Genomic DNA, 16,332 nt, shown 5'->3' with positions numbered 1-16,332 from the left:
ATCGACTGCAGTAATTTTTATAGTGGCTTTCAGGACTTGAACGATTGGCTTAAAAGCAGTCAACCCGAGATACGTCAATCTTATAAACATGGAAAGGCTTTATGAAATTTTTGTGTCTGAAGAGATATATTATGTCTGGAGCGATGTAGCCAGCTATGTTTTGGTAAAACCAAAACGCTGGCTCACCTCATGCTACCGCATTCGGTGAAAGATTTTTTTCATGCTATTGCATTCAAAAAGAAAGAGGATAAAGATGATGGAGGAGCAGAATGTAATTACAAAAAACAAGGGCGGCAGGCCTAAAAAAGCCGTTAAAAGAGACCAGCTTATGGCCATCAAATGCACGCAATACGAACGTAAAGTAATTGAAGCCAAGGCCAAGAGTGCTAATCTTTCCGTTTCGGAATACCTGCGGGAAATCGGGCTTACCGGAAAAATTGACAAACGAAATAAAGCGTTGCCAAAAGAAGTTTTGAGCCTTACTGCTGCGCTCAATCACATGGGTGCCAACCTGAACCAGATTGCTAAAAAGCGGAATGGATCAGATGAATTAAGCCCATTGGAGCGTGCAGAATTAAAAGTGCAGTCAGGGTATTTAAAAGAGATCGCAGTACAGATTAAAAGCTATTTACAATGATAGGGCATGTATCAATCGGCTCATCTTTTTATCACTGTATCAGCTATTGTCTGGAAGATAAAAAGGAACTGTCCGAGCAGCAGAAAAAGGAGCTTTCCGTGCAGGATCATTTGCAGCACAGAGAACGTGCAGAGGTATTGGAATACAATAAGTGCTTTGGCAACAAACATGAACTGACACAACAGTTTAAAGACGTTCAGAAACTAAGCAAGCGGGTTGAGAAACCGGTATTGCATTTATCCCTGCGGCTGGCACCCGGAGAAACGCTGACCAAAGACCAGCTTATTGAGATGGGCAGAGCTTGCGCCGTAGCATTTGGCGTGGCAGAAAACCAATATATCTGTGTACTACACAAGGACACTAAAGAGCAGCATATTCATATTGCCGCTAACCGTGTAGGATTGAATGGTAAGGTCGCCAGCGATAGTAACAGTTATAAGCGTATGGCCAGCCTCTGCCGGAGTTTGGAGAAGCAATATAACCTACAAGCAGTATTAAGCCCCCGGGCTTTCCTGTCACAGAAGGACAGACTATTACCACGCCAAGACCAACGCAAAGAACGATTAAAGGCAGATATCCGACAGACCTTAGAGAAAGTAAGCTACTATTCCGCATTTGAAAAGCAGATGCAGACATTGGGCTATAAGGTTATCAAAGGCAGGGGTATTTCCTTTATTGATGATAAAAAGGTAAAAATAAAAGGTAGCGAGGTTGGCTTTTCAATGGCGAAAATCGACAGGATTTTAGGAATTAGGCAACAATTGGAAATGAACAAAGCCAAGAAGCATAGACAGCCGGGAGGTAATAGATCATCCATCGCCTACGCGAAGGCACCAGCACAAGATTATAAGTGGGAGATACAAGAATCTTTTGAAATGATTGAAAAGCAGCTTTCCAGTATATTGTATCAATTGCTGAAACCAGAGGAAGGAGTGGATTATATCAATCCTGAGCTTATCAAAGAAGCTAGGAAAAAAGGTAGAAGGAGAAGAGTACAAATAAGTAATTAGTAAAATGCATGATTATGAATACTGCAGATAAATACGAAGCGATCGAAAAAGAAATATTGGGATTGGTGCTGGAAGAATTTACCCAGGAACAGAAAACCACTAACCAAACCATGAACGATCTGATTGCTGCTGTCAACACCATTGGCAGCAAGCTTGATGATTTTAAGAGAGAACTGGACAACCCCAAAGCCGTTTCGGTAACAGTCGATACTGAACCTATTCAGCAAATGATATATAAGGGATTAACCGATGTAAAACTGATGATCGGCACACAGCCGAAAAGTATTGTCAGAAAATTTCAGATACTGCTATTTCCTGAACAGGATGCCAAACTATTCTACAAGGTTATTTTCGGCCGTTGGTTTTTGTGGCTGGTTATTATGCTGTTCCTGACCAATCTTTATAAGTGGGGTATCCATTACAGCGACAATCAAAAAGAAATTAAAATGCAGATGATTGAAAATGATAGAATAAAAAAGTCTTGGGACTATCTATATAACAATAACGGCAAAGAAGTGAAAAAGCTGATGGAGAAGGCCTATATCAATTCAGAAAAAGAACTGGCTGAAGGAAATAATCAAATCATTTCCAAATGATATTTTATAGCTGAATAGTCAGGTTTAAGCTGACTATTCAGCTACTAGAAGTAATGAATGAAACAAACAGTATTCACGAGCAAGCGGAATATTGATATTCTTATTAAAGGGACACCCTATAACTTTTTGTAATTTTGGAAAATTAAACGTAGGACACATGATTATAAGTCAATCTGTCATAACAGACATCAAGGCCATCATTCTTAATGCTCAAGAAAAAGCCATTCGTTCAGTGGATCACGAACGTACTATGATGTATTGGTTGATCGGACAGCGTATTTTTGAAGAAGAACAGCAAGGGAAAGACCGGGCAGATTACGGCAACTATCTGACCAAATTTGTAGCCGAACAATTGGAACCGGAGTACGGAAGCGGTTTTTCTAAGCGTCAGATAGAGCTTTTCCGGCAATTTTACCGCACATTCCCAATTGCGAACGCACTGCGTTCGCAATTGGGTTGGACACATTATAAAATGTTAATGCGCCTGGATAGTCAAGATCAAAGAGAATTTTATATTGCTGAAGCCATAAAGAATAATTGGACTACCCGCCAGCTAGAACGCCAAATCCATAGTAGTTTATGGGAGCGTCTGTTAATGAGTAATGACAGGGAAAATGTGTTGGCTGTAGCACGAAATGAAAAACAACCCTCAGATGCGAAGGAAATCATCAAAGACCCCATGTATCTTGAATTTTTAGGATTGCATCGGGAAGCGTCCTACTATGAAAAAGATCTGGAACAGGCCATTATTACACACTTACATGATTTTTTACTGGAACTGGGCAATGGATTTGCTTTTGTGGCCAGGCAAAAACGGTTGCACATTGAAGGCGATGAGTTCTTTATAGATCTTGTATTCTACAACAGGCTTCTACAATGCTTTGTAATCATTGAGATAAAAACCACAAAGTTTACACATCAGGATATAGGACAATTACAGATGTACGTAAATTATTACGACCGTTATGAAAAGAAAGAGTTTGAAAACCCCACCATAGGTATCTTACTTTGTGCCGAAAAAAACAATGCTGTAGTCAAGATTTCGTTGCCTGAAAATAACAAAACCATCATTGCCAGCGAATACAAATTGTACTTACCAACAGAACAACAACTGATCGAAGAAATCAAAAAAGAGATTGAAAAAAGAGAAAATGATATCAGAGTTTAGTTGTTCGGTAGGCACTAATTCCTCGGCATTATAAATTTGTAGCAGAAATTGACAAGGTAGTAGTTACTGTAGAATACGATTTACCTGCTATGCCACTTGTTCATCTACAACTGCCCATTCAATTAACAAAAGCCCAATACATTGCTCCTTATAATAACGGGTTCATAAATCTAGATGCGTATTTAAATTTTCTAAAAATCGCCTTTAATCAATAATACGCTTCTTAACAACTGAGAAATAATAGAAACTCAAAAAATATTGAATTAGGATAACAACATATACGCGGCACTACAGAAAATAGATTGAAACAATTTAGTATTATTAATTAAAATAAACAATAGTGCTAAGACTTCCATGTCTGTAATATCTGAAACATAAACAAAATTTTTTATGGATGAATTACTAACTAACATCAAGAATGCCTTGAACCAATTCATAATTGACCACAAGAGTCTGATAATACAAGATGTACATGAAGAAGCTTTGACATCAGAGTTACTTCATTATTTTAAAAAAGAGTTTCAAGATTTAAATCTTGACATTAATTCTAATTATAACAAGAGAATTTTAGGAAATAGCGTAATAAATAAAGAAGTTGATTTTTTAATTGAAAAATTACCAATTCAATATTGGCCTAGGAATTGGGAAAATGGACAAACTCATATTAAAAAGGAGATTCTACCCGATTTTATCTTTCATAATCATGCAAGTAGCCAGTCAAACTACCTTATCGTTGAACTGAAAAAATCAACGAATAAAAATAAGCCAGATCGTGATTGGGATTTTTTAAAGCTAATAGAAATGACAAAGAGAGATTTAAATTATAAATGGGGATTATTCATAGATTTAAAAACTGGTAATGAGTTTAACGGAGTACAACCATATAGCCTAATAGTTTTTTCAAGAGGAATTAATATTTATAATGAATAGGAAATTATTTAATATTTTATTGTAACTCGAAAAATTACAACTTCTCATTTAAAGCCTGAGTTGTAATTTTGCGGCTATGCTTTTGTTGTTTACAAGTCTTTTTAATCTCAAATTTGCCTTGAGTTAACGTATTTTAGAACATGTCAGAAAAATGGACAAATATAATTCGAGACAAATTTATTCTATTTTAATCGTCTCAATATTATAAATATAACGGATAATGATAAATGCAGATTCATAACGACTCCGCCTTCATTCGTGAGTTATTGTGCTTCAGGTTCTTATATCCGTTTACAGAGAGGCTTTCTTTTTTCTTTTTTTTCTTTTGGGATGAATGCCAAGAAGTTATTCATCCCTCTTTCTTATCACTAATTGTATATTTTCAAAATCATTGAGTCAATGTATATTATGTGGACTTATCCTATTAAAAGATACTCAATATTATTTGCGAATTTTTGTATATTTTTGCCTATAACATAAAGAGTTGTGGCTTCAAAAGAACTAAATAAAATTAGGGTGGTTTTGGCTAAGCTAAACAAAAAGAACAAATGGTTTGGAGAAAAACTTGTTAAGAATCAGGCAACTGTTTCTCAATTGTGTAATAATGCAAGGCAATCATCGGTTGAAACATTATTATATAGCAGAGGACTCTGATTCTGATGTAGAATGTAAGAAAGTTTTTAATATCTACGAAAAGAGAAGAATAATGGCAGATATCCATTCAAAGGAAGTTAGGAGCTTTAATATGAGTCAAGTAAAAGGGAAGGATACAAAACCTGAGCTTTTAGTTAGAAAATTTTTGTTTGGGAAAGGTTTACGTTACAGATTGTATGACAAAAGACTTCCGGGAAAGCCAGATATAATATTACCTAAATATAAAACAGTAATTCTAATTCACGGATGCTTTTGGCATGGGCACGAAAGTTGTAAATATGCAACATTACCAAAAACAAGAGAGGAGTTTTGGTCAGAGAAAATTGATGGAAACAAAAAAAGAGATAAAGAGAACATTGTAAAATTAAAAAATAAAGACTGGAATGTTCTGGTAGTTTATGGATGTGAATTAAAAAAGAATAACCAAGACCAAACTTTACAAAATATTTTAAGAAACATACAAGACCAATTTCGAAATTGATTTTGAAGTATGAAAAAGAAAAACGAATATATACATCATTCTAACAAATTAAAGGCAGTGGATTTCTTCTGTTCTGGTGGTGGTATGAGTTTTGGAATGCAGGAAGCAGGAATTCAAATTATTGCCGGAATTGACTTTGATGAAAATTGTAAAACAACTTATGAAGCCAATATAAAAGGAGCAGAATTTATCCACGCTGATGTATTTGATCTGAAAGAAAAAGAACTTGAACAAAAGTTGTCCTTAAAAAGGAATGATAATGAACTTGTATTGATAGGATGTAGTCCGTGTCAGTTTTGGAGCATCATTAATACAGATAAAACAAAGTCAGCTAAGTCAAAAAATCTTTTGGCAGAATTCTCACGTTTTGTAAAATATTTCCGTCCAGGATATGTGGTTGTCGAAAATGTTCCTGGTGTTTTGAGAAGAAAAGAAGAAAGCGGTTTAAATGACTTTATTGAATGGCTGAAAAATAATGGATATGAAAATCCACATTTCAAAGTACATAATGTAAATGATTATGGTGTTCCGCAAAGTCGTAAAAGGTTTACTTTAATCGCAACTCGAATTTCTCAGGATGAAATCAAGCCTTTGGAATTGGAAGGCAAAAAAGCTGTTGTAAAAGATGTTTTAGGAACGGATAAAGGTTTCCCTAAAATAGAACCTGGACATAAAGATAAAACTGATTTTCTTCATACAGCTACTAATATCAGTGATATCAACAAAAAAAGGCTGCAAAAGGTAAAAAAGGATGGAGGTAATAGACTTGGATTTGCAAATGATCCAGAGTTACAATTGAAGTGTTTTGAAGGGAATGAGGAATCTTTTAAAGACACATTCGGACGGCTATGGTGGAATAGACCCTCGCCGACAATTACAACAAAATTTTTTAGTATTTCTAATGGTAGATTTGTTCATCCAGAGGAAGACAGAGCCCTTTCTTTAAGAGAAGGTGCCACATTGCAATCCTTTCCATTAACCTATAAATTTAAAGGAACAAGTGTTGCAAATATTGCGAGAATGATTGGTAACGCAGTACCTCCTAAGTATGCAACGGCTTTAGGAAAAGCTATAATACAAAACTATAATAATGCAGTTTAGAACAAAAGCCAGAGCTGTGGATTTACTGGGTAAAGGGCAAATTGCTGATTTACCTACAGCCATTACCGAATTATGGAAAAACGGTTATGACGCATATGCTGATAATTTAACTGCAGAAATCTTTAAAGTTGAATTTAGAAATTTACCTTCTTCATTATTTTTAATTACTGATGACGGAAAGGGAATGTCTAAAAAGGATATTTTAGAGAAATGGTTGGTGTTAGGAACAGATTCAAAAAGTCGAGCAGAATTAGAACAACTAGAGGATGAAGAAACTCTTTGGAAAAAAGCAAGAGTTAAAGCTGGGGAAAAGGGTATAGGAAGATTGTCCGTAGCATATTTGGGCTATCCGATGCTAATGATTACAAAAAAAATCGGACACCCTGTTCAACTTTTGTTTTTTGATTGGAGGTTACTCGAAAACTTTAATTTATTTTTAGATGATGTAAATATTCCTGTTGAAGATTTAACAACCATTTCCAACATCAGAGATATTTTTTATAAATTAAAAATTTCCTTTCTCCAAAATTTTAAGAAAGAGAGGGATGGTGAAGGAAATCCGATATGGGAACAGAAACAGCTGGAACTGAGAAGCAAAATATTAAAATCTGTTTTAAATTCTCGTTTAACAAAAGAATTAATTGATGTTTTATTTACTAATTTACTTGATATTAAAGAAAGTCACGGTACAAAATTTTTAATATTTGAACCTATAGATCAAATTTTAGAACTGGCTGAAGAAAATAAAGAAGAAGATAACAGTGAAGGACGAGAATTTACAATATCCAGTTTATCTGGATTTGTAAACCCTTTTAAAGAAAACAATCGACTTGTAAATACTTCTTTTTATATCCACGAAGTTTTAGGTCAAGACAAAGAGATTATAAACGGAGAAGGAAATTTTTTTACCGCAGATGATTATAATTCTGCGGATGTTTTAATTGACGGAAAATTTGACGGGAACGGTAATTTTAAAGGAGATTTAAAAATTTATGACAAATTAATTCCATATGAATATAAAACCACTAGGAGAAAATTTGCGAAAAATTTTTATGGAGAAATACCTATTAAACTAGGTTATAGTCAAGGTGACAGAAAAGACTCTATGCTTAGCGATAATGCTTTCAAAAAAATAAACGATAAGGTAACCAAAAACGGGGGGCTTTATATTTTTAGAGATGAGTTTAGAGTATTGCCTTACGGACGACCTAATGCAGATTTTTTAAAATTTGAAGAGCGTAGAAATAAAAGAATTGGTACCTATTATTTCTCCTACCGTAGAATGTTCGGTTATTTGGAATTAAGCAGAAGTAAAAACCCTGATCTTAAAGATAAATCCAGTCGTGAAGGTTTGATTTCCAATGATCCATATAGAGCATTTGAATCGGATTTAATTGCATTCTTTATTCAAGTAGCCAAAGATTTTTTCTCGGATAAGGCTGAACAATCGATTTTCTTGGATCAGAAAAAAATATTGAATAAACGAAATGAAGCTATAGAATCAGATAAAAAACGAGAAACAGAAGAGAAAAAAGCATTCAGTAGATCTTTAAATGCTTATCCTGATAAGTTTAATAAATACGAAAAAGAATATTCTTCCTTATTAGAGCTATTGGCACAAAAAATTGAAGACACTAATGTTGCTTTTTCGGAAATAGAAAATATCCTGGAAAGATTGCACAAATTAGATGTTGAATTTGAAAATCTTCTTCCTTCTATTCCTAAAAGATATGAGCCAACTGATTTACAATTGGATAGGTTAAATAAATACGAAGATCAGATTCATTCGTTTAATAACAATATTAAAAAGAATAGTGCCGCTTTAATGGTTAAAGTAGCTGAAAAAGCAGAGTTAAGAGATTTGAAAATAAATTTCACAAAAAGTATTGACGTTTACAAAGGAGAGTTGGAAACCCTTATCTATGATAATTTTGAAATTTTAAAGTCAAAGGTAAACACATTACTTAGGGAATATAATAACCGCTCCGAATCTGCATTAAAGGAATTTGGTGATGTAAAGAAGGTCGCTTTAGATTCAATATTTACAAAAAACGATATTCAAAAACAGTCTGAGGAAATCAAAAAGAAATTTGATGAATTAAAGAATACATTAAATGAAACATTAATTCCGTTGGTAAATCATATCAATAGAATGAGTTTTGATATTGATGAAGAGTTATTGCAGGGTGCTTATAAAACTGAATATGATAGAATGAGAAATCAGTGGAACCAAGTTCAGGATACTGCACAATTGGGAATTGCCGTTGAGATTATTGATCACGAATTTAATATATTATACTCTAGAATCAATCGATTACTTCAAAAATTGGACGAAGAAAATGGGATAGCGAAAAATTACGATTACCAACTTTTGGAAAAAACCTTTAGAAGTCTTGAAGAAAAGTATGATTTATTATCTCCACTATATAGAATTAATTCTGCTATAAGTAAGGATATAAAGTGCTCTGAAATTATAAGGTATGTAAAGGATTTTTTTGACAGAAAACTAACTGAAGAAAAAATAGATATTGTTGTAAGCGATTCTTTTATGAATCATATTATTCGTATTAAAGAACCTGTATTATATACTGTTATAATAAATATCGTTAATAATGCTTTTTTTTGGATGAAAAATGTAGAGATTAAAGAAATACATTTTGATTATCTAAAAGCAAAAAATCAAATAATCATTCTTAATTCTGGACAAAAAATAGAAGAACATAGATTGTCTAAAATTTTCGATCTATTTTATTCAAATCGCAGTAGCGGCAGAGGTATTGGATTATATTTAGCGAAACAAAGTTTAAATGAATCTGGATTTGATATTTATGCAACCAATGAGGAATCCTATAATATACTAAACGGAGCTTGCTTTGTTATAATACCCAATTCATAACATTATGACTTTTGAAGAACGTGCGCATATAATTTTAAAAGATTCAATAAAATCAGCCATTTATATTGATGAGAAAGCAAAAGCTTTCTATCAAGATGTTTCAATTCCTGAAAATTTTACTGAGGAAGAACTGTCTCAAAATTTATATAAAAACTTTAAAGAAAATGGAATATCGCTAGAGGTCTATAAATTTGAAAATGGTGCGGAAAGCAATCCGAATGAATTAAATTTTATTATTGATAATCGGGATTTTGTAATATTAGATTGGAAGCTGGAAGGAAAGGATGGAGAATTATTATCATTAAAAATTTTAGATAAGGTAATAAATACAAAGCATATTAACTTTTGTTCAATCTACACTTCGGACAATGATATAGACAATGTATTATATAATTTAATCTCTTTTTTCTCTAGCCAGACTGAAGAATATTATCAAATAGTAAAAGAACAAATAGAGCTTGAAGAGTATCCTTCACAGTTAAATGACATTTTCCATCAGATTAATATTAATAGGTCAAACTTAAAAGAAGTTAGAAGATTAAGAGGCGAAATATATAGACAAGATAAAGAAATCGTAAAAAAACTAAATGAAATTACAGGGGAACAAGATGACACTTGTGCTATAATAAGATCTTCGATTTCTCTTTTGCCTACACATAAATCGGAAACAAAATTATATTGTCCAAGCTACATTAATCCAAACGATAAAATAATAGTAATCAATAATACTATCATTACTATTTTGAATAAAGATAAAAACCAAGCTGATGTACTTTTGGAGAATTTCAAAAATCACATTATAAATGATGTAGAAAGTTATAATCAATTATTAGGAATTGAATTATATAATCATCTTTTCAGAACAAGTGCAATAACAAATGATTCAATAATGTCCTTTCCAAAAGATGCATTAATTTATCATCGTAAAAAATTAAAGGAAATAGAAATTGGACATTTTTTTAAGAATTTCATAGACGAAATATTATTGGAAAAGATTTCAATGTCTCTTCGTGATAGAAAATCATTGTTACTGGATGATCAATTACTGGATGAATTTGAATCAAAGTTTGGAAAAGATTACAATGATTTTGGAGCGTTGCATAGGATGAATGTTTTCTATAATTCTTTTTATTTAAACAAGATTGGTCAAACAATCAATTTTGGCGATGTATTTTTAATGGAAGAAAACGAAAACCACAAAGAAAAGCCCAAATATCTTATATGTTTAACTGCTCTCTGTGATTGTTTAAGACCTCAAGATAAGATTAAGAGTAATTATTATTTTGCAGAAGGAAGACCTGTTAAGATTAATATTGCACTTGATTTGGGAGAAACCGCATTTATTAGTTATTTATCTAATAATGTGACTATATTATGGTCAGACATTGCTCAAGACGAAAATCAACAAAAATATAGCCCAATATACATCAAACCTATTCAGTATAAAGTGTTCGAAGAGGAGAATCTTATTAATGGAGACAATCAGATAAGGGTACATTATTTAGATAAAAAAGGAATCACGAAAAGTGAAAAGTTGACTTATTTGGGAACAATAAGACCTAATTATACCCAAAGAATAGCAAATCATGCTTTTTCTTACCCAATCAGAGTTGGAGTTGATTTTGTTAAAATATAAATGGAATGAGTTTTTTTGATTTAAGTTTTAATCGACAATATAATGAAATTTCCGATTTGGAAATAAAAAAAATATGTTCGGTTATCAAAAAATCACAATTTGATGAAAATCAAATCTTAAAATTAACTAAGATATTAGCTCAGAGTGGTGAAACTTTAAAATTTCCTAATTACAGCACAGCTGACATCCCTTCTACTGGAGGACCATCGTCGTTGTCTACTATTATTAGTCCATTAATTCTTAAAGAGTATTTTTCTGTTCCCAAACTAGGAATAGTTGGAAGACCTGCAGGAGGTATTGATGTTTTGGCTCAAATCGAAGGATATAATTTAAAGCTTTCTAAGAAGCAAATTTATGAGATGATTGACAAAACGCAATATTGTCATTTTATTTCAAACAATCAGTTTGCCCCTTTAGATAGTAGACTTTTTAAATATAGAAGTGAAAATGGTTTCAAGAGTGTTCCAGGATTAGTAATTGCAAGTTTATTGTCTAAAAAAGTTGCCGTAGATATCAAAAATTTATGTCTAGATATTCGCTATTCGCATTTCGGAAACTTTGGGAGTTCTTTGGAGGAAGCAAAAAATCTTTCTTATAATTTCAAACAATTGAGTAGTTTACTGGATATAAATAGCACATTTTATTTTTCAGATAATACTAAATTGTTTCAGCCATATATAGGACGAGGAGAATCCTTATTGGCAATTCATGAATATCTTTCGGGCAGTAAGAACAATTGGCTGAATCATCATATTGAGCTTGAATGTAACGAAATGGTTCGAACTCTCACTGGTAAAAAGATAGAAAAATCAGAGTTAAAAAGGATAATTATAAAAAACTTTACAGAAAATATCGTTTTTCAGGGAGGAAGTTTCACATCTTTTGAAAATATTGCGAAAAAGATAAAAAACTCACATATATATGAGTTCTCAGCTAAAAAATCAGGTAAGCTTAAATTTGATATTATGAAAATGAGAGGTGCCATTGTCAAGATCCAAAATAAATATATAAACAGTGATCAAGAATTCCCGGATCCTTGCGGATTAATTTTCTTTAAAAATCAAAATGAAAATATTTTAGAAAATGAAACAGTTTTGACTTATAGAGTTCTTGAAGATGATTTGGAATACTTTAAAAACGAATTGAACAATTTTATAGCAATAGATTAAGAATGGATAAGTACTGTTGTTTTAAATGTCCTCAAAAAGACTATTCCGAAAAAGAACTGTCTGAAAAGTGTCCAAAATGTGGAATGAATTATGGGTTCCCTCTTGATTTGCATCCTGCAGAAGTAAACGGATTTAAACTAGAAAAATCTATTGCGAGAGGATTTTATGGAGCAACATACATGGCAACTTCTAAGGAAAGAATACCCAAAAAGAGGGTTCTAAAAGTCATTCCAAAAGGAATTTATGAATTATTTGGTAAGAATTTCGAAAATGAATGTAACCAGCATTCACAACTTGAAAATGAGCATATAGTTGAAATTCATGACTATTTTGATGAAGATGTTGATTTTAACGGCACTATTATTCCTTGTCATGTTTGTGTACTTGACTATGTGGAAGGCAGTCCGTTAAAAAAAGAAATGGAATCTGATATTTCTATTGAAAGATTAACTCAAATAGTTATAGACTTATTGGAAATCCTTGAAGTATTAAAAAATAATGGTAAAAGCCATAATGATTTACATCCTGGAAATATTTTGGTTTCAAATCTTAGTCAAGGAACCAAAAGAGTTGATCAGATCGATAATTCAATAAGATTAATAGTTATAGACTTAAACTCAACTTCTGACAGAACACAGAGCTCAGAAACAAGATTGGGTGATATAAATTGGATTGGGAAAAGTATTCAGGATTTATCTAAGCGATTTATAGCAAGAAAGGAAGATAATAAAGAAGAATTGACAGATAAAGAAAGCCGGATACTTTCACATTTTGAAAATTATGGCAAACTGTTAAGTCAAAAAATTATCAGTACAAGGCTGCCAAAGTTTGATGATCTTATCTATGATATAAAAAGTACTTACCGGCATGTTGTAGATCCGTGGAATGAAACTTTTACACTTAAAAGTTTTGATTATGCATACAATGCGCAATCATTAAAACCAAATTATGTTCCTGCTATTTTTGTAGACCCGGACAACAAATTCTTTAATGAATCTGTAAAACCTGGACCTCTTATTATTTATGGAATGAGAGGTTGTGGGAAAACTATATTATTATTAGGATTAACTTTTTATTCTCGTATTAGCTCTTCCAACTCTGATGAATATTCAAGAAAAGGTTCTTTAGGAATTATTGAGAGGGTTGTAAATGACCGATTTATAGGGTTATATATCAATGCAAATAAGTTATTAGATGTTGTTGGTAAAAAGGACGAAAAGATATATAAACCACTTGAAAGGATATATTTAAGGTTTTCCTTAGAAGCGTTGAGAACTTTAAGAACGTTAAAGAAAATAGACGACAATTCAGTTGGAGACTTTTATTATGAAACCTTAACAAATGAAATAAACTCAAAGGTTAGTAATATTGACATACCTGCAATTAATTCTGATAAAGAGGTGGAGGATATTTTAATTAAGAAAATCAATTTATTAGAAAAAAATGAAGGGAATGAAATTTCAATTTCCACTGCTGCACCTGCAACGTTTGAGGATCTTTCTACCGCTATTACAAATTGTAGTCCGATATTGTTAAATCATAAGATATATTATTTGTTAGACGATGTATCTACAAGGTATCTGAATCAGGAAAATATAATACAGATTATTTCAACATTTATTTTCCAAAGTTCTAAATGTGCTTTTAAAATTACTACAGAGGCACAGACATTAAATGCTATTCTTTTTTCTCCCGGAAATCAGGAAAAAACAAGAATAGGAAGAGATTTACAAACATTTGATTTGGGAAATTTAGTTAATGAACAGATTAGAAATAATAAAAATTTCGTAGTCGACATTTTGGAGAAAAGAAATAAACTCCTTTCTAAAGATTCTAATAATTATCCCCATCCTGGAAACCTTTTAGGAGATACATCACTTAAAGAAATTGCACTTAATATAACCAAGACAGGTGCAAACAAGAAAAATAAGAAGCAGTTTTATCACGGTGTCACAATGCTTTCTAAAGTATGTGTAGGGGATATCGGAGATATCATACATATTTATAACTTGATGTTAGAGGAATATAAGAGTAGTCTTCATACCCCTTTGAAGGTAGAAATACAAAACAGAGTTTATCAAAATGTTAGCGCAAATAAGTTATTTGATTTGGATCGAAATAAGAATGATTTAAAAGATTTTGCGCTGACCTTTGCCAGAGCTTCATACAAGCTACTTATGGAATCTAAAGGCTCCGAAAGACTTAGGCAATATAATTCTATATATGTGAAAATTACTTCAGGAGACCAGGAATTCCAAATTGACAAATTAAGAAGTTTGGTAGACGCAGGAATTTTCATATATGATGGAAGTCCCCAAGCTCCCAGAACCACTGGAAATGATACAAATCCTTTATTACAGTTCAAATTAGCTTTTAGAAAATTATTAGGCTTAACTAATTTTATAGGTATTTCCCAATCCGACAGATTTGAGTTAAGTGGTTCTGAGTTGGAAGCATGGTTAAAAAACCCTCAGGAAGGAGAGAGTATATTGCTAAAGAATAAGATTATTGATAATGGTGATTCTGATGAGACTTCTTATGGTTTTAATGAAGTTAAGAGAAATACAGGTTCGCAAGCTACTTTAGATTTTCTCAATTCTAAACAAGAAAACAAAGAAATTGAAAACTTCTTTGTTTCGGAGAATCAAATTGTCATGAGTAAATATCCTTTTAGTGATAGGTTACTTAATGGTTGTAAACAATATGTTTTGGGTATAGGTTTTGAAGATAGAACTTATGAATCATTAAATAAGGTTGTTGACAATCCTAATATTTCTAAAATATATGCAATAAAACATAAATTAGAAGAAGGTAGGTTTAATGATATAAAGCAGACTCTAGATAAATCAAGCAAAGAAATTTCTATATTGGACATAGAGGAAATAGATAAGATAGACTATTCATTAAAAACAATAATCGACGTATCTGGGTTATCAAAATCTATGATATTCCGATTACTTATTAAAGCTAAGAAAAGTATAAATGAGATGGTTATTTTGGAAACAGAGGCAAAAAGCCTATCTCCATCAGAAGAGGATTTAAGGGAAATTGTAAACAATCAGGAGCAAGCAACAGAAATTTTGAAAACTGTAACGGAAAGTATTGAATTAGGCGAGTTGAAACCTTACACTATTGAAAATATATACTCAACAGATACAGATGAGTCTAATTCACGTGTAATACTTTGCTTTAGCTCTTCGAAATTTGAAAGAATGTTGACATTCTTGGATCATAAGCAATATGATAAAATACTAATAATCAATCCTAATAAGAATGATTATAGAAGTCAATTGGCAAGATTATCTGCAAAAGTAATTCAAGATAAATATTCATCTCTTGAAACAGAGGTTATTGATATAGAAGCAGATAAACAAAACGAGATATTGAAAGCTATGACGAGTCTCTACCAAAAATATTACCTACAGGAGGGGTGCAATTTTGATATTGCATTAACGGGGTCTAAAATTCAAACTGTTTGCGCAAGTATTTTTGCAGGAATAAACAAAATTAATAATTGTTGGTACATAAAGCCTAAAGAATGGAAATCTAATGCATTTTCTTCTGGAATTTCAGATACTTTCATTTATTCTGTTAGCAATCCTTAATACGATAAAAACCAATAGAGTTAGTAATTTTATATAATTATTAGATAGCATTTTTTATATATCGGCAAATACTCCAAATCCTCTAAAAATGTTTTGACAATTATTCAATCTTAACTACTTTATTATGAGGAGACTGTAAATTAAACTGTGTCAAGGTAAAAATTTAACAAAAATGTTAATTTTACTATAAACACAGTTTTTTTCTGCAAAAGCTTGATCACTTTAAATTTTCTTTTGAATATTTCGATTACGTAATTCGAAACAGGATAGTATGTGGATTTCTAAAAGTCTCATAAATAAACTTAAATTTATTCTTACGTTATCCAACACTTAGGGAGACTTTACAGGACATTGGAACGGTGTGACGTTCTCTTAGAGTGGTAACTGAATATTATCTTATGCAAAGTAAAGAACTATCTCGATAAGTATTTCTGCCGTACTGAACTTAA

11 protein-coding genes are annotated in these 16,332 nt (G+C 32.0%); all 11 read left to right on the top strand.

What is annotated here, in order from left to right:
* Positions 1-253 precede the first annotated feature (253 nt).
* On the top strand, positions 254-637 hold the full coding sequence (locus MB380_RS18490; protein ID WP_253529685.1) for a plasmid mobilization protein: 384 nt from the start codon (positions 254-256) through the stop codon (positions 635-637).
* A complete protein-coding gene (locus tag MB380_RS18485; protein WP_253529683.1) occupies positions 634-1,647 on the top strand; it encodes a relaxase/mobilization nuclease domain-containing protein in 1,014 nt (337 codons plus the stop codon). The genes MB380_RS18490 and MB380_RS18485 overlap by 4 nt, the downstream gene beginning before the upstream one ends.
* Positions 1,648-1,661: 14 nt before the next feature.
* Complete coding sequence (locus MB380_RS18480; protein WP_253529681.1) at positions 1,662-2,243, top strand: hypothetical protein; 582 nt, start codon at positions 1,662-1,664, stop codon at positions 2,241-2,243.
* A gap of 157 nt (positions 2,244-2,400) precedes the next feature.
* Positions 2,401-3,411 carry a YhcG family protein gene (locus tag MB380_RS18475; RefSeq protein WP_253529678.1) on the top strand — a complete coding sequence of 337 codons (1,011 nt, stop codon included), beginning with the start codon at positions 2,401-2,403 and terminating at the stop codon, positions 3,409-3,411.
* Positions 3,412-3,801: 390 nt separating this feature from the next.
* Positions 3,802-4,341 carry a hypothetical protein gene (locus MB380_RS18470; protein ID WP_253529675.1) on the top strand — a complete coding sequence of 180 codons (540 nt, stop codon included), beginning with the start codon at positions 3,802-3,804 and terminating at the stop codon, positions 4,339-4,341.
* A 706-nt stretch (positions 4,342-5,047) separates the two neighbouring features.
* Positions 5,048-5,476 (top strand): very short patch repair endonuclease, encoded by a 429-nt coding sequence (locus tag MB380_RS18465; RefSeq protein ID WP_253529662.1) that lies wholly within the window; start codon positions 5,048-5,050, stop codon positions 5,474-5,476.
* Positions 5,477-5,485: 9 nt separating this feature from the next.
* Positions 5,486-6,577 (top strand): DNA cytosine methyltransferase, encoded by a 1,092-nt coding sequence (locus tag MB380_RS18460; RefSeq protein ID WP_253529660.1) that lies wholly within the window; start codon positions 5,486-5,488, stop codon positions 6,575-6,577.
* Positions 6,567-9,473, top strand: coding sequence for an ATP-binding protein (locus MB380_RS18455; RefSeq protein ID WP_253529658.1), 2,907 nt, complete (start codon positions 6,567-6,569; stop codon positions 9,471-9,473). The genes MB380_RS18460 and MB380_RS18455 overlap by 11 nt, the downstream gene beginning before the upstream one ends.
* A gap of 4 nt (positions 9,474-9,477) precedes the next feature.
* Entirely contained in the window at positions 9,478-11,109 is a 1,632-nt protein-coding gene (locus MB380_RS18450; protein ID WP_253529656.1) for a response regulator receiver domain, read from the top strand.
* A gap of 5 nt (positions 11,110-11,114) precedes the next feature.
* Positions 11,115-12,278, top strand: a complete 1,164-nt coding sequence (locus tag MB380_RS18445; protein ID WP_253529653.1) for a hypothetical protein — start codon at positions 11,115-11,117, stop codon at positions 12,276-12,278.
* A 2-nt stretch (positions 12,279-12,280) separates the two neighbouring features.
* Complete coding sequence (locus tag MB380_RS18440) at positions 12,281-15,883, top strand: protein kinase domain-containing protein (protein ID WP_253529650.1); 3,603 nt, start codon at positions 12,281-12,283, stop codon at positions 15,881-15,883.
* Positions 15,884-16,332 lie beyond the last annotated feature (449 nt).

Origin of the sequence: Emticicia sp. 21SJ11W-3 (assembly GCF_024138715.1) — a bacterium.
Classification (GTDB): domain Bacteria; phylum Bacteroidota; class Bacteroidia; order Cytophagales; family Spirosomataceae; genus Emticicia; species Emticicia fluvialis.
This window is presented reverse-complemented; position numbering and strand designations above follow the sequence as displayed.